Origin of the sequence: Kribbella sp. NBC_01245 (assembly GCF_036226525.1) — a bacterium.
GTDB lineage: Bacteria > Actinomycetota > Actinomycetes > Propionibacteriales > Kribbellaceae > Kribbella.
In genome coordinates, this window is record NZ_CP108487.1 from 7,614,776 (window position 1) to 7,632,222 (window position 17,447).

At 65.8% G+C, this 17,447-nt stretch carries 14 protein-coding genes; 8 read left to right on the forward strand and 6 right to left on the reverse strand.

The genetic code is table 11. The annotated features are described in order from the left end of the window. Positions 1–280: 280 nt before the first annotated feature. Positions 281–1,960: a hypothetical protein gene (locus OG394_RS34950; protein ID WP_328991491.1), complete on the reverse strand. Its 1,680-nt coding sequence runs from the start codon at positions 1,958–1,960 to the stop codon at positions 281–283. A gap of 500 nt (positions 1,961–2,460) precedes the next feature. Here OG394_RS34950 and OG394_RS34955 point away from each other — a divergent pair, with 500 nt between their 5' ends. Next, positions 2,461–3,342 (forward strand): hypothetical protein, encoded by an 882-nt coding sequence (locus OG394_RS34955; protein ID WP_328991492.1) that lies wholly within the window; start codon positions 2,461–2,463, stop codon positions 3,340–3,342. A gap of 99 nt (positions 3,343–3,441) precedes the next feature. Here OG394_RS34955 and msrA read toward each other — a convergent pair whose 3' ends face one another. Beyond that, positions 3,442–4,086 (reverse strand): peptide-methionine (S)-S-oxide reductase MsrA, encoded by a 645-nt coding sequence (gene msrA, locus OG394_RS34960; protein ID WP_328991493.1) that lies wholly within the window; start codon positions 4,084–4,086, stop codon positions 3,442–3,444. 99 nt (positions 4,087–4,185) lie between these two features. Further along, positions 4,186–5,643 (reverse strand): MocR-like transcription factor YczR, encoded by a 1,458-nt coding sequence (gene yczR / locus OG394_RS34965; RefSeq protein ID WP_328991494.1) that lies wholly within the window; start codon positions 5,641–5,643, stop codon positions 4,186–4,188. 61 nt (positions 5,644–5,704) lie between these two features. Here yczR and yczE point away from each other — a divergent pair, with 61 nt between their 5' ends. Continuing rightward, positions 5,705–6,352 (forward strand): membrane protein YczE, encoded by a 648-nt coding sequence (gene yczE / locus OG394_RS34970; RefSeq protein ID WP_328991495.1) that lies wholly within the window; start codon positions 5,705–5,707, stop codon positions 6,350–6,352. Positions 6,353–6,463: 111 nt separating this feature from the next. Here the strand turns inward: yczE and OG394_RS34975 are convergent, their stop codons facing one another. Continuing rightward, the gene (locus OG394_RS34975; RefSeq protein ID WP_328991496.1) at positions 6,464–8,620 is read right to left on the reverse strand and encodes an MMPL family transporter; all 2,157 of its coding nucleotides are present in this window, start codon (positions 8,618–8,620) and stop codon (positions 6,464–6,466) included. Between the two features lie 94 nt (positions 8,621–8,714). Here OG394_RS34975 and OG394_RS34980 point away from each other — a divergent pair, with 94 nt between their 5' ends. From OG394_RS34980 to OG394_RS34995, 4 genes are read left to right on the forward strand one after another with little or no spacing between them, the layout of a single operon-like run. Further along, on the forward strand, positions 8,715–9,290 hold the full coding sequence (locus OG394_RS34980) for a TetR/AcrR family transcriptional regulator (RefSeq protein WP_328991497.1): 576 nt from the start codon (positions 8,715–8,717) through the stop codon (positions 9,288–9,290). A 9-nt stretch (positions 9,291–9,299) separates the two neighbouring features. After that, positions 9,300–10,454, forward strand: a complete 1,155-nt coding sequence (locus tag OG394_RS34985) for a cystathionine gamma-synthase (protein ID WP_328991499.1) — start codon at positions 9,300–9,302, stop codon at positions 10,452–10,454. Further along, on the forward strand, positions 10,454–11,893 hold the full coding sequence (locus OG394_RS34990) for a glutamate mutase L (RefSeq protein ID WP_328991500.1): 1,440 nt from the start codon (positions 10,454–10,456) through the stop codon (positions 11,891–11,893). Before OG394_RS34985 ends, OG394_RS34990 begins: the two co-directional genes overlap by 1 nt. After that, positions 11,853–13,118, forward strand: coding sequence for an AI-2E family transporter (locus OG394_RS34995; RefSeq protein ID WP_328991501.1), 1,266 nt, complete (start codon positions 11,853–11,855; stop codon positions 13,116–13,118). Before OG394_RS34990 ends, OG394_RS34995 begins: the two co-directional genes overlap by 41 nt. Before the next feature lie 53 nt (positions 13,119–13,171). Here OG394_RS34995 and OG394_RS35000 read toward each other — a convergent pair whose 3' ends face one another. Together OG394_RS35000 and OG394_RS35005 are read right to left on the reverse strand one after the other, a co-directional pair. Next, a complete protein-coding gene (locus tag OG394_RS35000; protein ID WP_328991502.1) occupies positions 13,172–14,764 on the reverse strand; it encodes an MDR family MFS transporter in 1,593 nt (530 codons plus the stop codon). Next, positions 14,761–15,252 carry a MarR family winged helix-turn-helix transcriptional regulator gene (locus OG394_RS35005; RefSeq protein ID WP_328991503.1) on the reverse strand — a complete coding sequence of 164 codons (492 nt, stop codon included), beginning with the start codon at positions 15,250–15,252 and terminating at the stop codon, positions 14,761–14,763. Before OG394_RS35005 ends, OG394_RS35000 begins: the two co-directional genes overlap by 4 nt. A gap of 647 nt (positions 15,253–15,899) precedes the next feature. On the opposite strand from OG394_RS35005, the gene OG394_RS35010 reads away from it, so the two are divergent. Continuing rightward, entirely contained in the window at positions 15,900–16,628 is a 729-nt protein-coding gene (locus OG394_RS35010; RefSeq protein WP_328991504.1) for an SDR family oxidoreductase, read from the forward strand. Next, the gene (locus tag OG394_RS35015; RefSeq protein ID WP_328991505.1) at positions 16,629–17,447 is read left to right on the forward strand and encodes an LLM class F420-dependent oxidoreductase; all 819 of its coding nucleotides are present in this window, start codon (positions 16,629–16,631) and stop codon (positions 17,445–17,447) included.

The following is a 17,447-nucleotide window of genomic DNA, read 5'->3' on the forward strand; positions in this document are numbered from 1 at the left end:
GTTATCGGTAAGCCCGTAGGTGGGCACCACTGCCGACCTGCGCGCCACGACCGATCCAGGCGATGGCCGCTAAGAGCGAGCGAATCGACAAGAGCGTTCAGGACAACCGTGTGGCGGTCACGGACGTAACGAGCGCGATTGATCGCATGGAGGGGTCGGTGTCGCGCCTCCAGAGATTCGCTATCCGGGTCGGTGTCGTGACCCGGCCTGGTTGGTGCGCTCATCGGTACCTTTGCCGGTGCGTATGCCGCCCGGCTGATTGGCAGCTAATCGCCGGCTCTCAGGGCCACCAACTCGGATCGGCGATGATCACAGAAACGACCACTGCGCCAACGGCTATGAGGATTGAGAGCATTGCGATAACAACGGTCCATCTCTGCAGTCGTATGTCAGCCGCCGCCGCAGAAAGAGAGGCACCGGTGTGCAAGACCTCTCGGAGCTGGCGGTCCTGTTCCGCCAGACGCCGCGATGCCTCTCGCTGCTCCTTCCGGAGCGCGTTAACAAGGTTGGTGACATGCACCAACCCTGTCTTATCGCGCTCGCGCTGTTCAAATTCCAGGACGTCATACGCGTACCGTCTCCGGTCGGCCGTTAGTTGCTCCAAGCCCCGGGCAATTTCGACAATATCCAGGCTCACGCCGAATACTCGCTCGCGCAGCCGCAGACTGCTACGGACTGCGCCCCGGCCATGAATTCGCTTGGCAAGATCACGGGTTGCGGCCTGGTCATGCTCAAGTAGCCGCAGTAGGTCGGTGATGGCTAGCCGTGACGCTATCCCATCGATATAGCTCATATCGAGGCGCCAAACGATGTTATCGACACTCCTTTTGCCATCGCCCATGTATTGGAATGCGTCGTCAGCAAATACGTCCGCGTAGCGCCCACTAAGCGTGTATCCAGGTGCGAGTTCTCGGAGGCCGCCCCCCGCATGCAAGTACAGTCCCTTGGGGTCCGTGCAGATCCAAGAGTCGTAAGCGGTGCCGATTCCCAGCTCCTCAAGATAGAACCTGTCGAAGCCCCTCCGCGGACCTTGGGCTGGCTCACTCACCTCTGTCAGCATGAGATCAATCACGGAGGGTCGGCCGGGCTGGACGTTCCAAAAGATCCCGGGTACGCGACGAGCGATCCACTTCTGCGCTTCGACGTGATGGCTCGTTACAATGTTTTTCAGGTCACCACGCTTCGCGAATACCGTGTCAAGTGTATTCCGGCGACGCATTCCAGGCTCGCGAGATACCCTGGGTTCGGTCTTTTCTTTTAACGTCCGATCCAATATCAAGCTCTCGGATTCATCCAGCACGAACCCGGCCCGCAGTAATGTCAATGCCGAGGTTGGTTGATGTAGCCGGATTACGACTCGTTTGATGCCCTCCGGCAGGGATGACCGGACCGCGCCTGACATCAACCCGACTGGCCCATCCTTCGGTATTATCGTGACGAGATTCATCCACGCCATTCCCGTGTCGCCGCGGCGGCGCATTTGCGCAATCCATTCCCTTACCTCATCACTTCGACGTATCGACGAGCGAGGGGCCGACCAACCTGCCTTGTCTATTCCATCGAGGAGCGCATCGAGCGTCGATGGTGTAAAAGCCTCGGTTAGCCAGAAAATCGGCCAGTGGATCGTTTCGCCTGAAGGCATCGAGTAGTACTGTTCGTGGCTTTCATCAAGCCGTGCTCGGTAGCGATCACGCAGCCAATACAGAGTCAATTCGTGCCGGGCGGCCCAAATTGGCCTCCGTAAGAGCCGGGGGATCTTCGCCTTGAGCGCAAGGCGATCGATGCGGTTGAGAAAGTTTTCCGGCGCTGTGTACCAGCCTGATACGTCGTCTGAAGGCTTGGGGATCTCCGGCGTGAGGCTAGAACCGGTCTCTGGGTCAGGACAGGATTCATCCGATTGATTGACACCCGCTGCGTTGGAGGCGGAGCCGTTAGGCGCTTCCTCGTCGCCATCGTCCACGAGGGAAGAGACTACGTGATGCCATCCTGGCGGTGCGCGCAATCAGTCGACCCGCACACCATCCCAGCCGTCACTCAACCGGATTCAGAGCTGGCCGGACGGGCCCACCCGGTTCCGGGCCAGGCGCTACGTGGTCAATGGCTAGCCGGCGCCGTCTCTGATGATTTCTTCTTTCCTACGCTGCGTCAGCTGGAGCAGCAACAGCGCGAGTTGAGGGCTGACGAGGCTCGGCACGCGGTGCTGGCCGTGCGAGCCAGATCAGACTTCAGCGACATTCGTCACCGCTGGTACGACGGAGAACTGGATCTGTCTCAGAAGCGTGCCCTAGTCAAGGAAAGTATGCATGCGGTGATCGTGCACCCGGTTGGTCCGCACGGCCGTGGACGGGCGCCCTTCAATCCAGATCTACTCGAAATCGTCTGGAGAACCTAGTCGGTGGTACGCGATAGGCGTGCCGAAAATGCCGCGCCATGCGGGGCGGTGGTGCGTAGGGTTGCGGGGTGGCCCGTCCTCTCAGCAAGTCCTTGCGAAATCAGTTGGCCGTCTACCAAACGTTCGCGATGGAGCATTATCAGGAGCGACTGTCGTGGCAGGCCACAGCTGATACTGGCGTGTTCTCGGTATGCACGGATCCGGTACCGAACCCACCGAGGCAATCAGCGTTGCTCTGTCCGTTCTGCGGCCAGATCATCGCGAGGGAGTTGATGTCCAAGGAGGACGCGCCCCCTAGAGGGGGCCAGTCTTCACTGGGCGCGACGGCTGTTGTCGTCGTGCTTACGTGCAAGCGGTGCAACAACGGTCTTGGGGCTACTTACGAAGCCGAGGCAGCGACGTTGAAGCGGGAGGACCAGGTTGAGGAACTGACCGCAGAGGACCATGCAGCGCTTTCGGCGGCTCGCTCGGTGATCGAACGACAGGTCGGGGTTCGGATCATCGCGCGGCCTCTCGCCTTCAACATGACAGACCTCAAGGCGGCATTCGTGATCGCATTCGGCGTGCTCGGGTATCGATGGGCGATGAGCCCCGAGCTTCAACCAGTTCGGAACGGCATCGTTAATGGATATGAGCCGGGTAAGAGATCTGTTCAGATTATCGAACTGGGCGCAGGTAGCTCAGTGATAGGTGACTTCGTGCTTGAACTCGCGGCACCCGAACAGTGCGTAGTGGTTGTTGCTCGCACAGGTCGCGCTGTTGTTCTACCGATCCCGGGGGCTCCACAGATACCCACACTCCGCTCGAAGGACGTTCGGGCCCGCCATTTTCCCTGGCCTGCTACGGCTGCGCATGGTCGCATTAACGAGGTCGAGCGCGCATGTCTTGCTGGCACGCTCTTCCACGCTGATCTGTGCCACGCGCATTGGCCCAATGTGCGTTACGTCTAGTAGTGGTGCAGTGCGTAGCGTGGGACTCGACCGGGTCGCTTGCGATCGCCTGTGCGGTGAGGCCTGCCTGAATGTGCGGGTCTCACCGATCAGTTGGCATCAGTCGGGAAACGGCACACCGGTGTTGCTGTGGCAGCGGTAGCCGTTGGGGTTTTTACCCTCTGAAAGGTACTGCTGGTGGTAGGGCTCGGCGTAGTAGAAGGTGGCCGCGGGGGCTACTTCGGTGGTGATGTCGTCGTAGCCGCGGGACTTGATCGCCGGTTGGTAGGTGGCTCGGGTGGACTCGATGGTGGGCACCTGGTCCGGGGAGGTGTAGTAGATGGCGGAGCGGTATTGGGAGCCTAGGTCGTTGCCCTGGCGCATGCCCTGGGTTGGGTCGTGGGACTCCCAGAAGACCTTCAGTAGGTCCTCGAACGACACCTTCGAAGGGTCGTAGACGACGCGCACGGCTTCGGTGTGACCGGTCATGCCGCTGCAGACCTCTTCGTACGTCGGGTACGGGGTGTAGCCGCCGGCATAACCCACGGCCGTCGTGTAGACGCCTGGGATCTGCCAGAAGACCTCCTCGGTGCCCCAGAAACAGCCCGTGCCGAACCACACCTCGCCGAACCCCTCGGGGGCCGGGGCGGTCTGGGGTGTGCCGAGCACGATGTTGTCGGCGGGTACGGCGAAACCGGGGGTCTCGCGACCGGGGAGGGCCTTGTCGGCCTCGACCAGGGCTGACTTGTTCCTGAACAACGACATCTCACGCCTTTCGCAGCAGCAAAGTCCTACTCATGGTCTCTCAACGCCGTACCCAAGGCGAACCTTCCCCCGCGACCACCTAAAGCCCTTACGGCGCGATTACGCGATCATGGCGGCGCTACGCCGGGGCACGGCGTCCGCCAATTGCCCGTACGCCGTGGCGATACGTCGTACCGCCTCAGTCAGGTCATCGGGCTGCAGCGTGTAAGGCAGGCGCATGAACCGCTCCAGCCCGCCATCGGGGGAGAAGCGCGATCCGGCCATCAGGAGTACGCCGGTGCGCTCAGCCACTCCGACCAGGCTCGAGCCGACCGGCGCCGGCAGCTCGCACCACAGCGACAACCCGCCACCGGGAAGCTCGAACGACCAAGACGGCAAGTGCTCCCGCAATGCACGAGCGAGCGCATCACGACGGGTAAGCAGGCCCATACGACGCTCCGGCAGGATCTCGTCGCGGGAGGCGATGAGCCGAGTCGCGATGAGTTGTTCGAGCACGGGCGCGCCCAGATCCATCGAGGCGCGCGCGTCGAGCACCCGAGCCACCAGCGCCGGAGGCACCCGAAGCCAGCCGATCCGCAGCCCACCCCAGAACGACTTGCTCAGACTCCCGATCGTGATCACCCCGAGCGGGTCGTACGTCGCGAAGGGCGCGGGCATCGGGCGTCCATCCAACGCCAAATCGGCCAGCGTCTCGTCGATGATCGCGGTGGTCCGGCTGCGCGCGAACGCGGCCGCCAGTCGCTCCCGATCCGCGTCAGGCATCAACCCACCAGTCGGGTTGTGGAAGTCCACCACCATCCACGCGGCCCGCGGCGCGGTCTGCCGAATGGTTGCCTCCAGCAACGGCAAGTCCCAGCCGTGCGGCGTCATCGGCGCGGCCACGATGCGGTTGCCACCACGGCGAATCGCGTCCATCGAGTTCGGATGAGTCGGGCTTTCGGTCAGCACCCGGTCGCCGATCTCGGCCACCGAACGGACCGCGAGCGCCGTACCAGCGAGGGCTCCGGCGGTCACGATGATCTGGTCGGGCGTGGTCGGCAGGCCCTTGGCCTCGTAGTACGCCGCGATCTCCTCGCGCAGTTCCAACAGCCCCTGCGGGTGATAGCCCGGCGTGCCGAGGTGGCTCGCCAGTTCCTCGGTGGCCGCGCCGACCGCCGACCCGATCCCGACGGCCGACGGCGAGGCGGCGCAGGTCAGGTCGTACAGCCCGGGCGTATCGAACTCGGGCGCCTGCGTGATGCCCGCCGTACTCCGGCCACCTGTGCCGCGAGCCGCGCCCGACGGCAGGCTCGTCACGCTGCCGGAACCACGCCGGCTGGCGAGGTACCCGCGGTCGCGCAGTTCGCGGTACGCCGAGGCGACAGTGGTCCGGCTGACGCCCAGCGCCTCGGTCAGCTCGCGCTCACTCGGCAACCGCGCGCCCGGCGGGATCCGGCCATCCGCGATCAGCAGGCGGATCCGCTCGGCCAGATTGCGGTACGCCGGACCGCCCGCCTCGGACCAGCCATGCATGAGCGCGGCGACCGTACTGGCGGGAAGATGTCGTGGAGCAGCCATGCAGTCCACTATTGCCCAATTGGCTATCGAATACCAGACCAATCGGCCTCAAACTGGCATCGTGACCGCCACCACCGCAGTGCCAGCGCCCAATCTGAACCCGCTCGCCCAGCTCAAAGCGGGCCGCCTGACCCGACGGCTGATCCAGCTGTACGTCGGACTCGCGTGTTACGGCATCTCGTTCGGCGTGATGGTCCACAGTCATCTCGGCCTGCCGCCGTGGGCCGTGCTCGACTACGGCATCGCCGAGCACCTTCCGCTGACCATCGGCCAGTCGAGCATCGGCGTGGCGTTCCTGGTGTTGCTGATGTGGATCCCGCTGCGGCAATGGCCCGGACTCGGCACGATCAGCAACGCCTTGGTGATCGGCGTGGTCTTGGACCTGACTCTGTGGGCGCTGGACCGCCCGGATCAGCTCTGGATCCGGATCGCCTTCCTGGTCTTCGGCATCGTCGGCAACGGCCTGGCCACCGCGATGTACATCGGCGCGCAGTTCGGGGCAGGCCCGCGCGACGGCCTGATGACCGGACTCGTCCGCCGTACCGGCCTGAGCGTCCGCCTCATCCGCACCACGATCGAGGTCGCCGTACTCGCGATCGGCTTCGTCCTCGGCGGCATCGTCGGCCTCGGCACCGTCGCCTACGCCCTGGCCATCGGCCCCCTGGCCCAACTCTTCCTGCCCCACTTCCGCGTCCGCCTGGATAAGTAGGGCGGACCGCCAGCACCACACGACGACCGGAAACCGGCCAAAACAAGGCCGAATACCTGACGGTGTGGTGCTGGCGGTCCGCTTTGCAGGACCCCTCAGCCTGCAGCTCTGTCAGCCCACCGGTTCGGCGACCTTCTCGGCCGCCTCCGTGGAAGGCGCGACGGCGAGCTTTCGCGGCCACCAGATGCGGGTGCCGAGGAGGGCGGTGACGCTGGGCACCAGGAAGATGGACATCAGGAAGGCCGAGATGGCGATGCCGACGGCCACGGAGAAGCCCATCTCGGTGAGCAAGGCCATTCCCGCCAGCATCAGCGAGGAGAACGTGCCCGCCAGGATCAATCCGGCGGCAGCCACCGAAGGCCCGCCGTGCTCGATGGCCAGATCCGCCGCCGTACGGGGATCCGTCCCTTGTTCGGCCTCTTCCCGCAATCGCGCGATCATCAGGATGTTGTAGTCCGTCCCGATCGCGACCACGAAGAGATACAGCATGATCGGCAGCGAGAACGTCACGCCCGCATGGCCCGCCGCGCCCTGGAAGACCAGGACCGTCGCGCCGATCGTGCTGAAGAAGCTCAGAATGACCGCCAGCATCAGGACGAGTGGCGCCAGCAGACTACGCAGCAGCAACGCCAGGATGAGCGCGATCAGACCACCCGCGACCGGGAAGATGACCGCCAGATCCCGGCTGTTCGCGTCCCGGATATCGGCATAGCTCGCGGTCACTCCACCGAGCAGGGGAGTGGTGCCGGCCGGGGCCGCGGCGTGTGCGACCTCGCGCAGTTTGCCGTCGACCAGGTCCATCGACTCCTTGGCGTACGGCGCCCCCGCGAGTACGACGTTGATCTGCGCGACCGTCTTGTCCGGATTCAGCAGCGCGAGACTTCCGTCCGCCCCTGCGGGTAGTACGGCGCCGACGCCCGGGACCTTGCCAAGCTCCTGTGCATACGCGTTCAAATCCTCAACGGACAAAGGCGAATCGCCGCGCACGTACACGGTCGTCGGGTTCAGCGCGCCGGCCGGGAAGCCCGACTGGAGGTCCTTCACCGCGCGAGCCGACTCGGTGTCATCGGGCAGCTGGCTGAACGCGTCGTAGTCGGTCTTCATCCCCAACGCACCGAGGGCCAGCGCGACCATCAGACCGCCCGAGATGACCGCCACCACGGCAGGCCGGCGGGCCGTGAAGGTGCCGAAGCGCTTGAACACCGCACCGCGCGGCGTCTTCTGCCACGACTTGGACGGCCAGAACACCTTCGGCCCGAGCAGCGAGACGACCGCGGGAACCAAGGTGATCGCCGCGAACGCCATCACGGCAACAGCGATGGCCAGACCCGGACCGAGGCTCTTGAAACCACCGAAGACGGCGAGTAGCAAGGCGCTGAAGGCCACGACGATGGCGCCCGCGGCCGAGACGATGACCTCGGATACGCGACTGGTGGCGTTGACCAGGGCCTCCTTCGGCTCCTCGCCCGCGCGCAGCCGTTCCCGGAAGCGGAACAGCAGGAACAGGATGTAGTCCGTGCCGACGCCGTAGAGCACCACCGTCAGGATCGTCTGCAGGTCTTGCGTCGCCTGCAGGTCGAAAGCCTTGGCCGCAAGGGCGATCAGACCAGGCGCGATCGCGCTCACCAGGCCGACCGTGAGCAACGGCAGGAACGCCGCGACCGGGCTGCGGTAGATGAACAGCAGCAGGCCGACGATCAGCACCACGGTGGCGATACCGACGACCACGAACGCGTTGTCGAAGGCGTCCTTGTTGTCCAGGAACAACGCGGCGTCCCCGGTCACGCCGTACTGCAGACCGCTGCCGTCGGCGGCTGGCCCGGCAGTGTCGCGCACCTTCTGGATCGCGTCGAGCACCTTCTGCTCGTCCGGCAGACCCTTCAGGCCGACGCTGATCAGCTGGACCTGCTTGTTCGGCGACAGCGCCTGCGGCCCGGTCATCGCGCCGGTCACGCGATCGATCTTGGCCGCGGTGATGCGACTGGCGATCTCGGCCGCCTTGGCCTGATCCGCCGCGGTCAGGACGGCGCCGTCGGTGCGTTTGACCACGATCGTGGCCGTCGCGTCATTGGTCTGCCCGAAGGCCTTGGCCGCGAGCTGTTGCGCCTGCACCGACTCGTACTTGTCGGGCAGGAAGCTCGTCTGGTCCTTGTTGGTCACGTCGGCCAGCGTCGGCGCGAACGCCACCACGGCGAACGCGGCGATCACCCAGGCGGCGATCACCTTCCAAGGGTTGTGGACGACGAACCGCCCAAGTCGAGTGAACACGAGACCCCTCCGTCTGTGATTGACCTGTCTACCTGCCGGTCGGTAGGTAGACTACCTGCCGCACGGTAGGTAAGAAAAGTGGGAGGCTGGTCACATGCAGCGCGATACCAAGGCCGAGATCCATCAGGCCGCCCTGGAACTCTTCTCGACCCACGGCTACGAGAAGACCAGCCTGCGTGAGATCGCGGAGCAGGTCGGCATCACCAAGGCCTCGCTCTACTACCACTACTCGTCCAAGCAGGACCTGCTGAAGGCGATCATCGGCACCTTCTTCGACGACCTGCAACGGGTCCTGCAACTCGTGGACGTGGTCGAGTGGAGCCCTGAGTCGGAGCGCGAGCTGCTCGCGGCGTACCTGGACGTGGTGATCCTGCACCGCTCGACCGGGCCGTCCCTGCTGCGCGATTTCACCGCCGTGCTGGCCGCGTTCGAGGAGAGTCTGGACGAGCTGATCGCTCAGAGCCGGCGCTTCCAGGTCTGGCTGGCAGGTCCCGACCCGACCACGGCCGACCTGATCCTGGCGTCCGCGGCGGTCGAGGTGGTGGGCGCGGTGATCTCGAGCGCGTTGGCCACGCCGGAGGCCACGGACGAGGAGCTACGCCGCGTCGTACTGGGGGCCGCGACGGCCGTACTGGCCCTTCGTTCCAAGTCCGTCCAGGTGCCGTCGTAGTCTGAGCTGGTGACCACTTCTCCGCAGTACGGTTTCGAGACCCTTGCGATCCACGCCGGCAATGAGCCCGACCCCACCACCGGCGCTGTTGTGCCGCCGATCTACGCCACCAGCACCTACAAGCAGGACGGCGTCGGCGGTCTACGCAACGGGTACGAGTACTCACGCTCGGCCAACCCGACCCGGACGGCGCTGGAGGAGTGCCTGGCCGCGATCGAGGCCGGCACCCGCGGTTTCGCGTTCGCCAGCGGTCTGGCCGCCGAGGACACGCTGATGCGGTCGATCTGCAAGCCGGGCGACCACGTGGTCTTCCCCGACGACGCGTACGGCGGCACGTTCCGGCTGTTCTCGAAGGTGCTCTCGCAGTGGGGTATCGACATGACGCCCGCGGCCGTCACCCACCCGGACGCCATTCGCAAGGCGATCCGCCCGGGCGTGACCAAGGTGGTCTGGCTGGAGACGCCGACCAACCCGCTGCTGAACGTGGCCGATATCGCGATCGTGGCCCAGATCGCCCATGACGCGGGCGCGCTGCTCGTCGTCGACAACACCTTCGCCTCGCCGTACCTGCAGCAGCCGCTGGAGCTCGGCGCCGACGTCGTCGTGCACTCCACCACCAAGTACATGGGCGGTCACTCGGACGTCGTGGGCGGCGCGCTGATCGTTCGCGACCCGGAGCTGGCCGACAAGATCGCCTACCACCAGAACGCCATCGGCGCGGTGGCCGGCCCGTTCGACGCCTGGCTGGTGCTGCGTGGCATCAAGACCCTTGGCGTGCGGATGGACCGGCACAGCGACAACGCCGAGAAGGTCGTCGAGTACCTGCAGCGCCACCAGTCCGTCACCTCGGTTCTCTACCCGGGGATCGACGGTCACCCAGGCCACGAGACCGCTGCCAAGCAGATGAAGCGGTACGGCGGCATCGTCTCCTTCCGCGTCTCCGGTGGTGAGAAGCAGGCCATCGACATCTGCAACAAGGCCGAGGTCTGGACGCTGGGCGAATCGCTCGGTGGTGTCGAGTCGCTGATCGAGCACCCGGGCAAGATGACGCACGCCTCGGTCGCGGGCACGCCGCTGGAGGTGCCGGGCGACCTGGTCCGGCTGAGCGTGGGCATCGAGACGGTCGACGACCTGCTGCACGACCTCGACCGCGCGATGTCTTAATGGGTCAGCTGTACGTCGCGGTGGACTTCGGTTCGACGTTCACCAAGGCGGTTGCGGTCGACGCCGCCTCGGGAGCACTCGTGGCCCGGGCGGAATCGCGGACGACGATCGGCACGGACGTGATGGACGGCTGGCTTGCCTGCCGTACGGCGTTGCTCGAGGCCGATCAGGCGGTCGCGAAAGCCGACGTGCTGGCCTGTTCCAGCGCGGGCGGCGGTTTGCGGATCGCGGTCGTCGGTAACGAGGAGCTCGTCACCGCCGAGGCCGGCCGCCGGGTCGCGCTGTCCAGTGGTGGCCGGGTCGTCGCCGTGGTGAGCGGAGGGCTGACCGCGACGTCGCTGAAGGCGTTGCGCGCCGACCGGCCGGACGTGGTGCTGCTGCTCGGCGGTACCGATGGCGGCAACTCGGCCGTGATCGAGCAGGCGGCCGCGGTGCTGGCGAAGTACCGCTGGCGCCGTCCAGTTGTTGCCGCGGGCAACGTTGAGTCGCAGGGGTTGATCGCCTCGACGCTGGGCGATGCGGACGTGCCGTATGTGTTGGCGGACAACGTCGTGCCCGAGATCGGGTTGTTCGCGCCGGACAGCGCGCGGGCCGCGATCCGCGAGATGTTCCTGGCCCACGTCATCGGCGGCAAGAACCTGTCCAAGGACCCCGGTTTCGCCCGCCTGGTTCGCGCCGCCACCCCGGACGTCGTACTGCGTGGGGTCGAGGTGCTCGCTGGGCTGCACGGCGACGTCGCCGTCGTGGACGTGGGCGGTGCCACCACCGACGTGCATTCGGTGATCGAGCTCGATCCGGAGGACGCGAATCTCGGCCGCGAGGTGGTTGCGACGCATCCCGTCACCCGTACGGTTGAAGGCGATCTCGGCATGCGCTGGAGCGCCGTACCGGTGGTTGCCGCAGGCATCGAGTCGGGTTTGGTCGCGGATGACCCCTTGTTGCGCGAGGCGGCCGAGCGGCGGCACGCGGATCCGTCGTACCTCCCGGACAGTGCGGACGAAGCGACCTACGACGAACGGCTGGCGACGATCGCGATCACTGTCGCGCTACGGCGGCACGCCGGCCGGCAACGGGTGGTGTTCGGCCCGTCCGGGCGGGTGATCGAGCGGTCCGGCAAGGACTTGCGCGAGGTGGACCTGCTGGTCGGATCCGGGGGAGTGCTGCGGCACAACGGCCCGGACGTCGCCGCGCGCATCCTCGGCGCGGTCGGCACGGGCGCTCTCGAGGAGGGCTGGCTGGTGCCTACGGCGGCGCGGACGACGGTCGATACCGACTACGTGCTGGCCGGGGTTGGACTGCTCGCGGAGGTGGACCTGGTCGCTGCGACCGGGCTGGCGCGTGGCATCGCTGGCTGCCACCGTCACGCCGTAGGCTCCTCGCATCGATGGCGGAGGTGTGATGAACAACCCGGAGAAGCCGGTGGTTCCGGAACACGATGAGGACGATGCCGGTCGTGCCGACGAGAGTCCGGTCGCGGACAACAAGGTGGCTGAGGGGATCGCCTCGACCGTTCCTGAGGAGGGCAGCACGACCGTTGCCGAGGACGAGCATCACTTGATGGCTTCGTCCAGCCGGGGGCAGGTCGATCTCGGGGTCACACCGGGCATGCAGATCGCTAGTGCCTGGGCTTGGCGCTTCCTGGTAATCGTGGCTGCTGTCGCCGTAATCGGGTATGGCCTTCGCTACCTGTCGGAAGTGGTTGTGCCGGTTACGGTCGGCGTGCTGCTCACTGCACTGCTTATCCCGGTTACGAATGGCCTGCAGAAGTTGCGGCTGCCGCGAGGCCCTGCTGCTGGTATTACCGTCCTTGGCACGGTTGTGCTGATTGCAGGCCTACTGACGGTTGTCGGCACGCAGATCGCCAGCGGGTTCTCAGAGCTTTCGGACCAGGTGGGCGAGGGTATTCGCGAGCTGCGCGACATGGCTCGCTTCAACCTGAATATCACCGACAAGCAGATCACTGACACGTTCAACCAGATCAAAGACACCGTCACCAGTAGTGGCGCGCTAGGTCAGCGTGCGGCTGAGGTGGGCAGTACCGCCACGCACTTGGTCGCAGGTATCTTCATCGCGCTGTTCTGCCTGTTCTTCTTTCTCTACCAGGGCAATCAGATCTGGGCATGGCTGGTCCGCCTCTTCCCGCGGCACTCGCGTGGGAAGGTCGACTCGTCCGGCCGGAAGGCGTGGGTCTCGCTGACCGCGTTCGTTCGCGCCACCATCATCGTGGCCGCCGTCGACGCGACCGGTATCGCCATCGGCGCCGCCGCACTCGGCCTGCCGCTGGTGAGCGCGATCGGCATCCTGGTGTTCGTCGGTTCGTTCGTCCCGGTCGTCGGTGCCCTCGTCAGCGGCTCGGTCGCGGTGCTCGTCGCCCTGGTCGCGAAGGGCCCGCTGGTCGCCGTACTGATGCTGGCCGTCGTCATCGGGGTCCAGCAGCTCGAATCGCATGTGCTGCAGCCGTTCCTGCTCGGCCGGGCCGTCAGCGTCCACCCGCTCGCGGTCATCCTCGCGATCGCGACCGGCGTCATCGTCGCGGGCATCGTCGGCGCCCTGGTCGCCGTCCCGACCGCCGCCGTACTCAACACCGTCGTCAACCACCTAGCCGGCAACGACGTCGACCCCGAACCACCCCGCCGCCCGATCCGAAAACCCAAGCCCGCTTAGGAATTTGAGAAGGCCTCCGCTCTTTGCAGAGCGGAGGCCTTCTCGTTCAGCGGTCAGTGCATCGAGGCGGCGGACTCGAGGTCGACCTCCTTGGCGGCACCGTCCTCACGCGCGGCCAGCTTCTGCTCCGGAGTGATGATGGCGAGCACCAGAGCGATCGCCAGGAACGGCAGCGAGACGAGGAAGACGTCTCCCATCGCGCCTACCAGGCTGGTCAGCGCCCAACTCCTCGGCGGCTGCGGCAGCGCGTGCAGAGCCTGCACGCTGTTCGCCGCCTTGGCGAGGCTGTCGATGGAGTCCTTCGCGGCAGCCGGTACGACGTCCTCGAGGTGGACCTTGAGCCGGCTGGTCAGCACCGCGCCGTACACGGCCGTACCGATGGCGCCACCCATGGACCGGAAGAACGTCATCGTCGACGTCGCCGTACCCATGTGCTTGCGATCCACGCTGTTCTGCGCGGCGGTGACGGTGATCTGCATCGACAGACCCAGACCGGCGCCCATCACGAACATGTAGATCGCGAGCTGCCAGTACGCCGTGTCGATGGCGAGGGTCGACAGCATCAGCATCGCGCCACCCACGAGCACCGCACTGATGATCGGGTAGATCTTGTAGCTGCCCGTCCTGCTCATCAGCTGGCCGCTCGGGATGGAGGCGCTGAAGATACCGACGATCATCGGCAACAGCGCCAGACCCGACTCGGTCGGCGACATCTCCTTGACCGCCTGCAAGTACAGCGGGAGGAAGATCAGCGCACCGAACATCGCGAACCCGAGCAGGAACGCGTAGGCCGAGTAGCCGGCGAAGATGCGGCCCTTGAACAGGTCCATCGGGATGATCGGCTCGCTCACGCGCAGCTCGACCAGCACGAAGGCGACGCTCAGCACGACCGCGCCGATCAGCAGGGCCAGCGTGGTGGTGCTGCCCCAGCCGTAGTCGGGACCGGCCCAGGAGACGGCCAGCAGCAGCGCCGTGACCGCACCGGTGACGATCGAGGCGCCCAGGTAGTCGATCTTGTGACTGCGCTTGGTGTGCGGCAGCTTCAGCACCGCGGCGACGACGGCCAGGGCGACCACGCCGATCGGCAGGTTGATCCAGAAGATCCAGCGCCAGCCGGGACCGTCGGTGAGCAGACCGCCGAGCAGCGGGCCGGCGACCGAGGACAGACCGAACACGGCACCGAAGTAGCCCATGTACTTACCGCGCTCACGCGGCGGAACGACGTCGGCGATGGTGGCGAAGGCCAGCGACATCAGACCACCGGCGCCAAGACCCTGGACGGCGCGGAAGCCGATCAGCATCTCGATGTTCTGCGCCATGGCGGCGAGCACCGAACCGCCGAGGAACGTGACGATCGCCGCGATGAACAGCGGGCGCCGTCCGTACAGGTCGGAGATCTTGCCCCACAGCGGCGTCGACGCGGTCGAGGTCAGCAAGTACGCCGTGACGACCCAGGACAGTTTGTCCAGGCTGTTGAACTCGCTGACGATCTGCGGCAGCGCCGTTCCGACGATGCTCTGGTCGAGCGCCGCCAGGAACATGCCCGCCATCAGGCCGCCGAGGACGACCAGGATCTGCCGGTGGGACAAGTACGACGGCGGATCCTGCGTGGTGCCGGGTAAGGCTTCCGGCTCAGTGGTGCTCATCGGTTCTCCAGTACTTCGGTGGGTTCAGGGGATGCGGCCTCGCCACGCGCGTCGGCGACGTTGTTCACGCCGTCCGCGAAGCGGGTCATCAGCCGTTCGAACGTCTTGATGTCATCGAGGTCCCACCCGGCCATCGCCTGGGTGAGCAACTCCTGTCGCCGCTTGGACGACGCCTCGAACTGGGTCAGGCCCTCGTCGGTCAGCTCGACCCGGGAGGCGCGGCCGTCGTCGGGATCGGGGGAGCGCCGGACCAGCCCGGCCTGCTCCAGCGACCGCACATGCCGGCTCATGGTGGAAGCGTCGATCTCGACCTTCGCGGCGAGATCCGAGAGCCGGGTCGGCCCGGAACACTTCAGCATGAACAGCACGATGTGAAGGCTGTGGTCCACCGCGTCACCAGGCTGTCGCGCCTTCATCCGCCGGCCAATGCGCATGAATGCGTGCAACACCCCTTCTTCAGGCGTCTGCGGGCTCCCATTTAGATGCATGCTGCAAGCATATACATACATGCATGACACACGCAACTTATTTACCCGCACCCCGCCCGCCACCTCGGCGGCCGCAACCCGCCCTCGTCACCCGGCGTGTCGAGGTTCATCGGTCCCTTGTGACGGGCCGTGCCGGTGTTGCCTTTGGCTCGGTGGTGTTGGTGGCACCCGTCCCCCTGAGTCTTCCGAATTGTCAGGCCGGTTCGGGCCGCGTCAAGGGTCCAGATCGGCTAGCGCCGACGCTGACGCGCCCTTGACCCGGCCCGAACCGGCCAAAGGCAGCTGGCTATCAGGGGGACGGGTGAGGTCTGACCGGGTGTGGTGGTACGGCGCTGCCGCGTCGGGTCGTGCCTGCTCGGATGACGGCTTCCTGAGCGGACTGGACGTTTTTCGGCCCGAAAAACGTCCAGTCCGCTCAGGAAGCGCGCGATTTCGGGCCAGGCGGGCTGCCCGGGCAGTGGCTGGCCATGCGGCACTCGAAGACCAATGCACGCGGATACCTCAGCGAACGGGATGACCTGGAACCCGGTCAGACCTCACCCGGCCCCCTGATAGCCGGCCTGACAATTCGCAAGACTCAGGGGGACGGGTGCCCACCGACATACGCTGACCCAGGTCATAACCCCATGCGGAGGTAGGGACACCAAATGCCAGTAGCCGTAGTTACCGGAGGCGGGTCGGGCTTGGGGCGCGAGATCGCCCACGCCTTGGCGGCCGCCGGGTTCGACGTGACCGTCACCGGTCGGACCGAGACCACGCTGACCGAAACCGCCGCCACCGCACCCGCCGGCCAGATCAACACCGCAGTGCTCGACGTCGCCGATGGGGAGGCTGTCGCGGAGTTCTTCGACAGGCTCGAGCGCATCGACGTACTCGTGAATAACGCAGGTCGGGGTAGCCGGCCGAAGCTTGTGCACGAGGTGACTGAGGAGGATTGGCGCAAGGTGATCGATACCAATCTCACCGGGTCGTTCCTCTGCGCCAAAGCGGCGTTCGGTCTGATGATGCGGCAAGACCCCAAGGGTGGGCGGATCATCAACAACGGGTCGATCTCGGCACACGTGCCCAGGCCGCAGAGCATCGCCTACACCGCGTCGAAGCACGCGATCACCGGCCTGACCAAGGCGATCGCGCTGGACGGCCGCGACCACGGCATCACCTGCGGCCAGATCGATGTCGGTAACGCGGCCACGGCGATGACCGCGCGGATGAGCGATGGCGTATTGCAGGCTGACGGTTCGCTTGCGCCGGAGCCGACGTTCGATCCGAAGGTGGTGGCGGATCTCGTTGTGCAGATGGCGAAACTTCCGCTCAATGTCAGCATTCCGGCCCTTACTGTAATGGCGACGGGTATGCCCTTCGTAGGACGCGGCTGAATGACCGAACGCGCGATCCGTATTGGGATCCAGCTCAATCCGCAGCACGCTGACTATGCCGATATCCGCCGTGCCGTGGTCGAGGCGGAGGAACTCGGCGTGGACTTGGTGTTCAACTGGGACCACTTCTTCCCGCTCAGCGGGGACAAGGATGGCAAGCACTTCGAGTGCTGGACGATGCTCGGTGCCTGGGCGGAGGCGACATCGCGGGTCGAACTCGGTGCGCTCGTCACGGCGAACAGCTATCGGAACCCTGACCTCGTTGCGGATATGGCCCGTACGGTCGACCACATCAGCGGTGGCCGGCTCGTGCTCGGGATGGGCGCGGGGTTCAAGGAGCGGGAGTACGTCGAGTACGGCTACGACTTCGGTACGCCGGGCTCGAGATTGGCCGAGCTCGCCGACGCGATGCCGCGAATCGGGCGGCGCCTGGCCCGGCTGAATCCCGCGCCCACTCGCAAGATCCCGATGATCCTTGGCGGGGGTGGTGAGAAGAAGACGTTGCGCATCGTGGCCCGGCATGCCGATATCTGGAACACCTTCGCCGAGGGGGAGACCTTCGTTCGCAAGTCGCGCATCCTCGATGAGCACTGCGCGGCGATCGGGCGCGACCCGGCGGAGATCGAGCGGTCGGTCCTGGTCGGCGGTGATCCGATGGACTCGGGTGAGGCGCTTCGCGCGGCAGGCGTCACGCTCTTCATCCTCGGCGCGGACGGTCCGGCGTACGACCTGACCGAGCTGAGGCAATGGCTCAAGTGGCGGGATGCCCACAACCGGGTTTCCCAAAACGACAAGAGAAATGTCGGAGGGCCGGTCTAG